Annotated in this window: 11 protein-coding genes; 1 reads left to right on the top strand and 10 read right to left on the bottom strand. The window is 33.7% G+C overall.

Features of this window, described 5'->3' with window-relative positions; all coding sequences use genetic code 11:
* Positions 1-55: 55 nt before the first annotated feature.
* Positions 56-1051, bottom strand: a complete 996-nt coding sequence (locus tag HHX25_RS16915; RefSeq protein WP_169670953.1) for an IS110 family RNA-guided transposase — start codon at positions 1049-1051, stop codon at positions 56-58.
* A gap of 434 nt (positions 1052-1485) precedes the next feature.
* Here HHX25_RS16915 and HHX25_RS16920 point away from each other — a divergent pair, with 434 nt between their 5' ends.
* The gene (locus HHX25_RS16920) at positions 1486-1818 is read left to right on the top strand and encodes a hypothetical protein (protein ID WP_169675956.1); all 333 of its coding nucleotides are present in this window, start codon (positions 1486-1488) and stop codon (positions 1816-1818) included.
* Between the two features lie 429 nt (positions 1819-2247).
* Here the strand turns inward: HHX25_RS16920 and HHX25_RS16925 are convergent, their stop codons facing one another.
* The 9 genes from HHX25_RS16925 to HHX25_RS16965 form a co-directional block, all read right to left on the bottom strand.
* Positions 2248-3459 carry a hypothetical protein gene (locus tag HHX25_RS16925; RefSeq protein WP_169675958.1) on the bottom strand — a complete coding sequence of 404 codons (1212 nt, stop codon included), beginning with the start codon at positions 3457-3459 and terminating at the stop codon, positions 2248-2250.
* Positions 3460-3591: 132 nt separating this feature from the next.
* Complete coding sequence (locus tag HHX25_RS16930; protein ID WP_169675960.1) at positions 3592-4356, bottom strand: outer membrane lipoprotein-sorting protein; 765 nt, start codon at positions 4354-4356, stop codon at positions 3592-3594.
* A 22-nt stretch (positions 4357-4378) separates the two neighbouring features.
* Complete coding sequence (locus tag HHX25_RS16935; protein WP_169675962.1) at positions 4379-6757, bottom strand: efflux RND transporter permease subunit; 2379 nt, start codon at positions 6755-6757, stop codon at positions 4379-4381.
* Positions 6758-6916: 159 nt separating this feature from the next.
* A complete protein-coding gene (locus HHX25_RS16940; RefSeq protein WP_169675964.1) occupies positions 6917-7507 on the bottom strand; it encodes a TetR/AcrR family transcriptional regulator in 591 nt (196 codons plus the stop codon).
* A gap of 127 nt (positions 7508-7634) precedes the next feature.
* A complete protein-coding gene (locus HHX25_RS16945) occupies positions 7635-8018 on the bottom strand; it encodes a cupredoxin domain-containing protein (protein ID WP_169675966.1) in 384 nt (127 codons plus the stop codon).
* Between the two features lie 48 nt (positions 8019-8066).
* Entirely contained in the window at positions 8067-8615 is a 549-nt protein-coding gene (locus tag HHX25_RS16950; RefSeq protein ID WP_169675968.1) for a carboxymuconolactone decarboxylase family protein, read from the bottom strand.
* 123 nt (positions 8616-8738) lie between these two features.
* Entirely contained in the window at positions 8739-8915 is a 177-nt protein-coding gene (locus HHX25_RS16955; RefSeq protein WP_169675970.1) for a hypothetical protein, read from the bottom strand.
* A 91-nt stretch (positions 8916-9006) separates the two neighbouring features.
* On the bottom strand, positions 9007-9855 hold the full coding sequence (locus HHX25_RS16960; RefSeq protein WP_169675972.1) for an AraC family transcriptional regulator: 849 nt from the start codon (positions 9853-9855) through the stop codon (positions 9007-9009).
* Positions 9856-10109: 254 nt separating this feature from the next.
* On the bottom strand, positions 10110-12260 hold the full coding sequence (locus HHX25_RS16965) for a Tex family protein (protein WP_169675974.1): 2151 nt from the start codon (positions 12258-12260) through the stop codon (positions 10110-10112).
* Positions 12261-12271 lie beyond the last annotated feature (11 nt).

The following is a 12271-nucleotide window of genomic DNA, read 5'->3' on the forward strand; positions in this document are numbered from 1 at the left end:
GCTCACGTATTCTATGATTAAAACAAATTTTTACCGATAAATTTATTAGTTTATTTCAAGCAGCATATTTTTTAATATCTACATAAGGGGTTCCTCTTTGTACTACTGCAAAAACTCTGGCCAATAATTTATTTCTTATCACATTTATTGTGCTCCTTCTATTTTTACCTTCTTCGACTTTCTGCTCATAATATAATTTCATTTCAATATTATGTTGGATGGCTGTTTTAGCACACATATCCAGCAAACTCTTTATCTTTTTATTGGCATAGTGGCTTATCCTTGTCCTCTTTCGAATACTACTTCCTGAAGAATATGGAAATGGGGCTATTCCGCAATATGAAGCAAATTTCCGAGCATTCTTAAACTTCGTAAAACCGTTGGTATGAACGATTAAAAACAAAGCAGTTTGAGCACCTATACCTTTAATGCTGGTTATCAGTCTGTAATGCTCTTTTAGTTTAGAGCTACTATCAATGATATTCTTCATTTGACCTTCTATAGCTTTAATCTCAATTGACAAATATCGGATCAATTTCTTATGGGATTGAAAGAAAATCCTGTTTTCAACTCTACAAAACAGCCTCTGGTATTCTCCCAATGAATTTTTATAGCCTGCTCTGTGCTTTACCATTCGGTCACGAAGTGATAGTAGCCGTTTTAATTTATTAATTGCATTAGTAGGCATTTGAAACAGAGTAATTTCATCCCTGAGCCTATATGCATATAAGGCTATTTTAGTGGCATCTATTTTATCGTTCTTACCTCGGACTATTCCCAAAGACTTTTTTATTTCCAGTCCAGAGATCACTGCAAAGGAAATATTGTCTTCGGACAAAAACACGGACAACCCATGTGAATACAGTCCTGTATGTTCAAAAACAAATATCGTTTCCGTGTTTAAATAACGTGTGTTCTTTCTCACCCATTTCAGCATTTTTCCATATCCTTTCAATGTGTTTTCAAAAACGTTGAACGCCTGACTACTATGAATCCTTACATCCAAAGTCAATTTACTAATGTCGATCCCTACCGTTTCTTTAATTTTCATAATTTTATGTTTTAAGTTAATGGTTACATTGACTAAAACCTTTAATAGGTAAACGCTATGATTCTATTTGGTCCTTTGTAACCAGTTTTAAAGAACGGAGACTAATACGTGAGATAGTTCTTGTTTACTAACGGGCGTGCAAGTTCACTCCGTTCTTTTTACTACCCTTAAAATTAATAACAATTTTAAAGGGTAAGAGTCTTCCCCAGACCCCATCTTTTTAACATAATTATAAATCCCTTTTTTAATCTTTAATAAAAACAAATCTAAAGGACCTAGGCGTGGGCTCTCTTATTGTTCCAAGGTATACCAGTACCCCAACGGCAATAAGTTGAGTTCCATGCCTTTTTTGTTTCCATACATATAGGCTTTGAGATGATATCTCCTTTTTAAGGAACTAAACTTAAAATGTTTAACTAACAACGTTACATTTTATGAAAAAAGAAGACCACTTTGTGTTGCCCGATAGTTTTATACTACCACATTATGCCCTTATAGCCACATTAATAGTATTACTGGATAAGTCTGAGCTAAACCATGCCGTTAAGAAACATTGTAAAACGGGTTTAAGGGTTATTGGTATTATTCATGCTAATACGGGCTATAATACTGGTACCAACTTACTATTAAACAAAGAGTTTGATGCGTTTTTTGCATTATTCCCTAAAGCGTTTTTTAATAATAGGGAACTCATACCTGCTATTATGATTATTGAAAATATAGAACAATGTATTAAAAACAATTACCTAGAATGTGTTGATAGCTAGAGCCAAATAACATCTTTATTCGAGATGTTTTTGACTCTTTTTTTATGTAAGAAGGGGGAAGCAATGTCATTCAGACTACAACAAAGAATCTCTCACCTAATATTGTTATGCCCAACTGGGCAAAGTCCTTTTAGATGCCTTTGTTGTTTATTATTCTGGATGACATTATTGTTTCCTGTTGTTTAAGAAAAGATTATCTGTTAACTAAAATTACATGTCATTCCAATCTAAGAATGAGGAGGCTGCCTAACGGCAATCAGGGAATCTCATCCTTCTGAGATTTCTCGTCACTCATGCTTCGCTCTGCCGAAATGACAAATAATTCAATATTAATCATTTACGCATGTTACCTATTTTGTTTAAAAAATGGTATTCTTAGATATTTTCTTGTTTAGAGATTCTTCGCTTCGCTCTGAATGACAGTAGGTTTTAAAAATACTTAGACAGACTAAATCTTAAAAAGCTATCTTCTCTAAAATTAGACAGTATAAATTCGTTGGTATCTATAGAACTAAAAATTCTGGCTTCAACCTCTGCCGTCCAACTGCTTCCAAAGCGTCTGGAAGCTTCCATGCTAAATATTTTACTACTGGATTCTAAGTCTGAAATGGCTCCAATTAAAATAGCCGTATCCTGGGTATCGTTAAAAGCAATTCTGCTCCCCAAAAACACATCGTTTTGTAAGGCATTTAAAGCCAATTCATCACGCTCATCATAAAGGTATTCACCTAACAACCCTATGTCTAACCCGTTGCCATCAATATTACTAAAAGTAAACTCCAAGCCTGCAACCATGGCAAAGAAATCTTGCGTTTTAGCGCTTCTGTAAATAGATTCCAGTTTCCATAAAAACGCATTGTGGGTAATCTGTAAATCGAGTCCTGTTTGATTAATTACTGGATAAAAAGCATTGATATTGCCTTGCTGATCGAAAGTAAATAGCGGTTCTCTCCCGTTGCCATAAAAATGAGTAAGCCCCACATCAAAAGCCCCAAAATAGTGTTTCCACCTAAAAGCTAAATCCTGACGCCATTCTTCGGCGCCACTTTCGTATTGCAGATCATCTTTATCTATAACTACAGGGAATCTTAAACGGCCTTTTGCCCCAGAAAATGTTCGTTTTCTGTGATATGGCAAATAAAAGAAATCGAAACTTCCTATTTTATTGGTTGTATAGGTAAATTGAACCATGGGTTGTCCTAACTTGTCTTCACCATCAAAAGACTCAACGGCATCGGTTTGGTTTATAATATCTACTAAGTGATTACTCTCTGCTACGCCCCAATATATTTTTTTAAGCCCTATGCTTAACTCCCAGTCTTTTTTTGCTTTTTGATAATAGAGTTCTCTTACATCCCAATGGGTTCGTTCATCATCAACATCCAATCTAAAAAAACCTGTAAAATTTAGCTGCTCATAACCCTTATTCCAATCTAATGAATATTCTGGTGTAAAGGCCATGGAAGGAAAATGCGTTTTTTGATTATCAAATGCCGCAGCATCGTAAAAGTATCTATATTCTGCTTCTACTTCCAGCTCGAAGTCCTGATTCATCTTTTTATCTTTATTTTGAGCATGAAACACACCAATGCTCAAAAAAAGAACTAAAATAATGGTACTAAATATTATTTTTTGATTCATTCTATTTCATTAAAAAGCAACACCAAAAGGACTAATACCAATCTTTACTTTCAATCAAATTAACCAAAAACGAAGAACATCTAAGAAAGCTCTAGTCTATGGCGTTGCTTTACTTGAGTTAGTCTATCAATCTCAACTTCTTTTTAAGGCGACTTGAGTAAAATCTTCATCGGAAAGATTTACATCAAAATTATAATCGCTAAATTCCAATATGGTTTCTTTTTTACTTTGGTGGTTTTTCATAACAAACCTGGATGCTCTCCAAAACTTTTTCTTGTACAGTTTATACTCACTATAAACCAATGTTTTTAGTAGTGCATTTTTTCTATCGTAAAACTCAACTCTTTCTAAGCGGTATCCTTTATCTTTATTATAGGTTACAAGACGTCTTGTGTATCCCGATTTTGGGTCTACAGGGTCTTGTTCTACAACTAAAAGGCTGCCTTTTTCTTCAAGAAACTTATACTTATATTTTTCAACTTCTTGTGATGATAAATCCTCATAAGCAAACTCACTTCCTACGAAAGGTCCCGATTTATTATTAGATGAAATTCTTTTCACACGTTTAATAGATGGTAAAAACAACCACTGGTCATCTGAACCTACTTTATGTGTAAAGGTTAATGTAGAAGTTCCTTTAACATCTTTAGGACTATTAAAAACGATCAGGGATTTATCACCATCTTCTGTAAGTTCTAATGTTTTTGTTGTAAGCGAACGTTGGCTGGTTTGACCATTTTTATTTTTAAGGGTCATTTTTAAATTCACCATAGAACTCTTAAACCCTAAATCTGCCTGTTCTGCTGCTTTAGCAATTTTTAACCCGCGCTCTTCAGGAGTTTGAGCCTGCATTCCAAATGCGATTAATACTGTTAATACGAAAACTATTTTCTTCATTTTTTTATGTTTAATAATTAATTTATTTATCTAAAGCTATTTGGGCTTCATTTATATTTTTTGCTACAGTGGCCTCTTTTCTGCTAGTAAGAATCAATAATGATGGCAGTAAGATAAAATCTATTATAAGTGCTGCCAAAATGATAATAACTGTAATTCTGGCCATATAACTATTTAATGCAAATGACGATGTTGACAATACAGAAAACCCTGCCAATAAAACAATGGTAGTTGTTACGAGTGCTTTACCCACAGTCTCAAAAGCATATACCACGGCTTGTTTAGCATCGTAACCCAACTCACGCCTGGCTCTTAAAAACTTACTCATAAAGTGTACGGTGTCGTCTACTATAATACCTAAAGTCATCCCAAAAACGATAACCATTCCTGTATTTATTTGTGCCTTATAGAGTGCCCAAATACCAAAACCAACCAGGACAGGAGTTACATTCGGAATGATACTTAACAAACCTAATTTGAAATTTTTTAGAGCCAACATCAACACCAAGGAAATTAATATAAGCGCAATAATGTTTCCTTTTAGCATACTGTCTGCTTGCCTAAACCCTAGTTTAGAAAACATAAGCGTTGGGCTTACAGCCATGGTATGCATCGCTTCTGGAGTGTTGTTTTTTAGCCAATCTTCACCTTTTTTTGCAAAAGCAATCATTTCGGCACTTGAAACATTCTCAATTGTTACTGTTACTCTGGTTTCGGATTTATCTACGTTAATTTGATTATTTAAATCCAACCCGAAAGGCAAAGACAATTCATAAAGTAATAAATACTGGGCTGCTTCCTCTCTATTATCGGGAATACGGTAGAAACTTTCATCATCACCGTGCATTGATCTATTAACACGTCGAGCCACTTCACTAAAGGCATTAACATGTATAACTTCAGGCTGTTCATTAAGCCAATTTTCAAAAGCATTTAAATTTTTAAGATATTCTGGATTGTTAATCCCGCCACTTTCTCCACTTCCTACAGAATATTCAATATTATAAATACCTGTTAAATGATCCTTTATATAGTCGGTATCTGTCCTAAATTGAACCGATTCATCAAAATAATTTACAAATTCGTCATTGAACGTATTCTTTGTCGCTAGATAAGTCAGTCCACCAATTATCAAGAAAGAGATAATTGTTAATCTAATAGGTTGTTTCACTACATAATTTCCTAAACCAGCATACCAATTTTTACGTACAACGGTCGACTCTTTTCTAACTTTAGATTTAACTGGTAAAACAGCCATCAACGCTGGGAGCGTTGTTGTAGAATAAAGAAACGCCATTAACATACCAAAAGCTGTGATATTTCCTAAATCCCAAAACGGTGGTACGTCCCCAAAATTCATAGTTAAGAACCCGATTACTGTTGTTAAACTCGTAATAAATACAGGCATAAAATTTAAACGCATAGACTCTTTTAATGCGTCTACTTTATTAAGACCATCTTTACGCATCTTTTGAAGCATGGTAACAAGTATATGGATACTGTCTGCAACAGCCAACGTAAGGATCATGGTTGGAAATACTGCTGAAGGTGGTGTCATTTTAATACCCATTAAGCCAACAAAGCCTACAGCACTCATTATAGAAAACATGACCACCACTAAAGTAGCTAGAGTGCTCCAAATATTTCTGGTTAAAATAAATGTGGTTATAATAACGATGATCAACATGATCATGGTTAATGCCATATCTTTCATTGAAGACTCAAAGAAAGCGGTGTTCATTGGTATTAAGCCTGAGGTATGCACTTCGAAATTCGGATGTTTTTCCTTAAAATCAGAAATCATATTTCTAACAAAAGGTGTCACCTCTCCTGGTATTTCATTGATATCTTCTCCAGGAAGCCTAACCGTTATATTAATGGCCGTAACACTCCCTTCTTCATTAAGTATTCTGTTAACAAGTAGTGGTTCTTTTAAAGCTTTTTCTTTAATTTCCAATATTTCGGCATCCGTTTTTAAAGATGACTCATAAGATAAATCGTCCACATATAAATCATCGCCATCTGCACTTGTATGCTGAAAGTTAGTTAATGCATCTACTCTGGATGAATATGGGGTATTCCATGCCTCGGCAGTTAATTCTTCTATAGCTGTAAGGTTTTCTTTTGTAAACAGATTACCATTAGATGGGGATAAAACAAGGATGACATTATCATCTTTAGTATACTTTTCTTGTAAAGCGTCAAAAGCCTCTAGCTCTGGGTTCGCTTTACTAAAGAAAACATGATAGTCTCCATCAAACTCCATACTTCCTTGAGAGCCTAACCCCAAGGCTAATGTTAATGAAACCAATAACACAGGCCACTTATATTTTATGACGAAGTTGGCCCAATTTCTGGTAAAAACAGTGGTAGCATTTCTTGCTTTTTTAATAGCATTCATATTAGTGATTTAAATAGTTGACCAGTCGTTTTTATATATGACTGATCTGGTTAATAATTTATCTTTTATATTAAAGACGATTTTTATATTTATAATAGGGACAAATAAAGTTAATATTTTAATAGTTGACCAGTCAACTAGTTATGGTTAAAAAAACAATCAAAGTATATTCTTGACCATAGCCATAAAATTATCTATAGGTTCTGCACTTTGTTTTTCTTTCATGCTAATCATAGATCCCTTTCCTGCATCCTCAATAAAAGTGGCTATAACATATGCTTCCATATTTATCTTCACCTCACCTAGTTCTTGGGCCTCTTTAATCACATCGGCAATTATCGATAACATTGTTTCTTCCTTGACTAAAATAGCAGTTCTTATATTTTCATTATGTTCTGCCATTTCACTTGCTAAATTACAAGCCATACAGCCCATCTGACAATTCAAGTTATTTTTTAAAACATCAACTCTGAATTCATAAAAATCTATAAGCCTTTGTTTTGGGGTTACAGATTTATCGCCCAACATTTCTCTTGCTGTAACCAAATGCGTATCAAAATATTTATTTATAGCTTTAACTGCAAAATCTTCCTTAGACTCGAAATAAAAATAAAAAGACCCCTTTGGCACATCGGCAGCCTTTACGATGTCATTAACACTCGTCCCGTTATACCCTTTACTCCATAGGATTTCCATTCCCTTTTCTAAAAGGAAATCTGCTTTGGCATCATGTTTAACAGTTTTAAGCATAAAATAAAATTCAATACAAAAATATGACCAGTCGTCTAGTTAATCCAAATTTTAAATGTTAAAATTTTTATAAACGCAGAAAAGGTCGCCAATTAAAGCAACCTTTTTTACTACTAATTAATCAATACTACTTTACTGTAAGCGTGTATTGTGGTGTTGGATTTAACGGACAGAAATAAACATACTCTCCTTTTGTTAACTTAGTAACCTTTGTTTTTTCAACCTTTCCTTCTTTAACAACTGTAGTTACATAAGCTGTTTTGATATGGTTTTCTGGTTTACTTGCATCTTTACCTTTAGGTACTAATACTAAACCAACTTCTTTAGCTGCGTGATTGTTAAACACTTCAAACACATAAGATCCTTCACTTAATGTTAAAGCTTTTTGGGTAAACTCGCCCTTAGTTTGTTCTAAGGATACTGTTTTTACATCCTTTTTCATGGCATCCTGTGCATTTGTATTTATTGTAAATGCTAATGCGATTACTAAAATTGAAATGATTCTTTTCATGATTTTAAAAAATTTATTAGTGATTATTATTTATTGATTTATTTTTATTTACACAACTGCGCCTTTTAATGGCTGCGCTACAGGGAAATCTACCGGTACTTGAGTTGTTTGGTGGATATAATTAGAAATTGTTTTGTCTCCCACCAAAGCAATGGTATCGATTAAATTTCCTTTAGTATATCCAGCATTGAAGAAATTTTCCAAAACAGCTTCGTCTGTCTTTCCTCTGTTTTCTGTTATATTTTTAGCCAGCTGTGCCAAAGCATTTAATTTAGAATCGAATGATGCATAACCTGCTCTTAATTCTAAGATTTGCGCATCGGTAAAACCATTCATTTTTCCAATAGCAGTATGTGCAGACAAACAGTAAACACATTGATTTACTTCACTAACTGCTAAATTAACAACCTCTTTTTCTTTAGCCGATAATGATGTTTTTGCGTTTGAAAAATTCAAATAATTTTCTAATGCCGTATCACTATGTGCATAGGTTGCGTATAAGTTTGGTACAAAACCTAAAGCTTTGTTTAAGTTATCGAAAATAGCCTGGTTATTTTCGCTTACTTCTTCTCTTTTTGGTACATTAAATGTGCTCATAATCTTAATTTTTTAATATGTATTATTTTTAAATTCTATTGTTTGTAATTCTGGTACAAAGGTGCAACCATATAAAGCGCTGCACCATGTAAGTTCTTCCTCTTTACTTGTCAATTATTCCCATTATAATTTTGAATGCATGATATTAGCATCTATATAAGGTGCTTCGGCATCGCAATAAAAATCGTGAATATGTTTTTGTTCGCAATGTGTTTTAGGGCTTATAGTATTAAGCGCTCTCTTCTTATTATGTCTGAATATTTCAATTAAATTGAAAATGGATATGTGTTTTAAGTTCATAACTTTTACTGTTTAAATTATACAGTACAAAGTTGCATTATAACAGGATGCTATAAAATGAATGAATTTCCCTAAAACTTGTCAATTTTTCCTATGAAGCAGATTTAAGCTGCTTTTTAAAATCTGAAGGTGATACAGAAGTATATTTTTTAAACAATCTGCTTAGATGTGAAGCGTCTTCAAAACCAATTTCAAAAGCAATTTCTTTGGCTGTTTTATCTGTATAAACTAACAACCGTTTTGATTCAAGAATAAGACGTTCGTGAATTATTTTTAACGGACTTGTATTTAGTTTAGCAAATGTATTGGATAAGGTTTTTGGAGATTTAAAAAGTTTATCGGCATAAAAGCCAACACTATGCTCTTGTCTAAAATAAGATTCTACCAAAACATTAAAACTTCTCAATAACTCTATTTTTGAATCTTTAGAGGTTAGCGCTGTTTCGGTATTATCTTTAGCTTTAAGTATACGCGTACTTTTAATAATAAATCTGGCCATAAGCATGCGCAGCATTTCAGCTTGAATGTTATCTTTGGTTTCCAACTCGTCAACAAACACCTCATGAAGGGTGTTGAACTTATTCTGTTCTTTTTCATTTAAATGAATAAGAGGTAAATATTCGTTTCCAAAAAATAACAAACCCGCACAACCAACTTCTTGGTCGTGGTCTTTAATACAATAAAATTCCCTGTTAAATTGATACACTACCAAATCCTTACCTTCAATAAATTGCAAATATTGAATATTTGTTAATGCCAAAACACTATGTGGTTCGATAGTAAAAGGTAGACTGTCCACAATAATCTCTGCGCTTGAATCTTTAGTTCTTATAAACGTAAATAATTCTACTTGCTTAGATTTTTTGTACGATTCTAAAAGCGACTCATTGCCTACTTTTAAAATGGCATCTGTAGAAAATTCAGAGAATAAATGTGTCATATTTACTAGGTCTCCAAGAAACCAATAACATTACAAATTGTTATTGCAAATTCCTTTAAGAGGTTAAAAGATTTTTTATTTTAGTGTTATAATGTAGGTAAACGAGTTTGAAGATGGAGATTCACTATTACTAATTGGGAAGAAAAAATAACGACACTATCACCCTATATATACAAAATAGGTACAAACTGGTTAAAGCCTCCTAAAGGTATCTCGATTCTATAAGCTTAAAGACCGCAAAACCTATAAGTAAGTCACTTATGCAATTTTAGCTGAATACGTTTTCGCAGAATATCAACTTCTAATACCTTCACTATAATTTGTTGATGCAAACTAACATATTCGTTAACATCCTTTACAAAAGAGTCGGACAGATTTGAGACATGAATCAACCCACTTTCTTTAATACCTACATCCACAAAACAGCCAAAGTTGGTAATATTATTGACAATCCCTGGAAGCAATTGCCCCTCCCTTAAATCTTCAATAGTCTTTATATTTTGATTAAATGTAAACACTTTTGCTTGCTCTCGAACATCCAGCCCTGGTTTCTCAAGTTCTTTAATAATATCTTGAAGCGTTGGCAACCCTACTGAATCGGTACAATATGTTTTCAAGTCTATGCTTTTAAGAAGCGCTGTATTACCTATAAGATCTTGAACACTCTTACCCAAATCTTTAGCCATTTTAGTAATAACAGCATAACTTTCGGGATGCACAGCAGAATCGTCTAACGGATTTTTAGCATCTTTAATCCTTAAAAAAGCAGCACCTTGTTCAAAGGCCTTCCCTCCTAAGCGTGGCACTTTTTTAATATCATTTCTTGAAGTAAACACACCATTTTCATTACGGAAATTAAAAATATTCTCTGCTAGCTTCGGGCCAATCCCAGACACATAACTCAATAAGCTTTTACTTGCTGTATTGATATTCACTCCAACCGAATTTACACAGTGTTCAACAACAGTATCCAAAGATTTCTGAAGCTTTGTTTGGTCCACATCATGTTGATATTGTCCCACACCAATAGATTTCGCATCGATTTTAACCAGTTCTGCCAACGGGTCCTGTAACCGTCGACCTATGGACACTGAACCTCTTACCGTAACATCATAATCCGGAAATTCTTCACGTGCAATTTTTGATGCTGAATAAATACTAGCTCCAGCTTCACTTACCACAAAAACCTGAATATCGTTTTTAAAACGAATTTTTCTAATTAAGGCTTCTGTTTCTCGTGATGCCGTACCATTACCAATAGCAATTGCTTCTATTTTATAAGCATCTGCCAACGAGCTTATTTTTTTCATCGCACCTGTGGCATCACTTTTTGGTGGATGCGGATAAATGGTTTCATTATATTTTAATTGCCCTTGCGCATCTAAACATACCACTTTGCAACCCGTTCTAAAACCTGGGTCTATGGCCAAAACACGTTTTTCTCCTAAGGGAGACCCCAGTAATAATTGTTTTAAATTTTTTGCAAATACATTAATGGCAGATTCGTCTGCTTTTTCCTTAGCTATTTGTAGTGCTTCATTGCTTAAAGATGGTAATAACAAACGTTTGTAAGCATCCTTGATAGCCAACTCTATTTGATCTGCACAGGCATTATTGCTACGAATCATCCTACTTTCAATCTTATCTAAAGCTCTGTCGTTATCTATTTCTACTTTAACACGAATAAAGCCTTCTTTTTCTGCTCTTAAAATAGCTAATAATCTGTGTGACGGAATTCTACTTAAATTTTCAGACCAATCAAAATAATCCCTAAATTTTTGAGCTGTTTCATCTCTTACACTGAGTGCCGTCGAAGTGTCAGCTTTCGACTTTACAACTTTTGTAGTAATCATTGCAAAACGCTCTAGTTGATAACGGATGTTATTTCTAATGTCGGTGCGCTCGTTTACCCATTCTGCAATAATATGCCTAGCACCTTCTAAAGCGGCTTCAACCGAATGAACATTATCTTTTATATAATTAAAAGCAATCGATTCGACATCATTGGCATTCTGACTCATAATAATTTTAGCCAAAGGCTCCAAGCCATTTTTACGAGCAGTCTCTGCTTTCGTTTTTCTACTTTTTTTGTACGGTAGATAAATATCTTCAAGTGTTGTTAAATCTTGAGCCGATGTTATTTTTTGTTTTAATTCTGGTGTTAAAACAGCTTGTTCTTCCAAAGCTTTTAAAATAGCTTTTTTTCGTTTATCTAAAGTTTCGAAGACTTCCTTATTCTTTACAATCTCTCCAATTTGAACTTCATCTAAATTACCTGTTCGCTCCTTTCTATAACGTGAAATAAACGGAACCGTACAATCTTCATTGAGTAATTCAACTGTATTTTTTACAGCATGTTCTGGGAGTTGGGTTTGGGAAACTATAAACTTTAAAATATCAATCATTTATTTTGTCT

The organism is Flavivirga algicola (genome assembly GCF_012910715.1).
In the GTDB taxonomy this organism is placed as follows: domain Bacteria; phylum Bacteroidota; class Bacteroidia; order Flavobacteriales; family Flavobacteriaceae; genus Flavivirga; species Flavivirga algicola.

Coding starts and splice junctions, on each gene's coding strand:
- HHX25_RS16915 (WP_169670953.1), bottom strand. CDS start 1,051: ATGAAAATTAAAGAAACGGTAGGGATCGACATTAGTAAATTGACTTTG.
- HHX25_RS16920 (WP_169675956.1), top strand. CDS start 1,486: ATGAAAAAAGAAGACCACTTTGTGTTGCCCGATAGTTTTATACTACCA.
- HHX25_RS16925 (WP_169675958.1), bottom strand. CDS start 3,459: ATGAATCAAAAAATAATATTTAGTACCATTATTTTAGTTCTTTTTTTG.
- HHX25_RS16930 (WP_169675960.1), bottom strand. CDS start 4,356: ATGAAGAAAATAGTTTTCGTATTAACAGTATTAATCGCATTTGGAATG.
- HHX25_RS16935 (WP_169675962.1), bottom strand. CDS start 6,757: ATGAATGCTATTAAAAAAGCAAGAAATGCTACCACTGTTTTTACCAGA.
- HHX25_RS16940 (WP_169675964.1), bottom strand. CDS start 7,507: ATGCTTAAAACTGTTAAACATGATGCCAAAGCAGATTTCCTTTTAGAA.
- HHX25_RS16945 (WP_169675966.1), bottom strand. CDS start 8,018: ATGAAAAGAATCATTTCAATTTTAGTAATCGCATTAGCATTTACAATA.
- HHX25_RS16950 (WP_169675968.1), bottom strand. CDS start 8,615: ATGAGCACATTTAATGTACCAAAAAGAGAAGAAGTAAGCGAAAATAAC.
- HHX25_RS16955 (WP_169675970.1), bottom strand. CDS start 8,915: ATGAACTTAAAACACATATCCATTTTCAATTTAATTGAAATATTCAGA.
- HHX25_RS16960 (WP_169675972.1), bottom strand. CDS start 9,855: ATGACACATTTATTCTCTGAATTTTCTACAGATGCCATTTTAAAAGTA.
- HHX25_RS16965 (WP_169675974.1), bottom strand. CDS start 12,260: ATGATTGATATTTTAAAGTTTATAGTTTCCCAAACCCAACTCCCAGAA.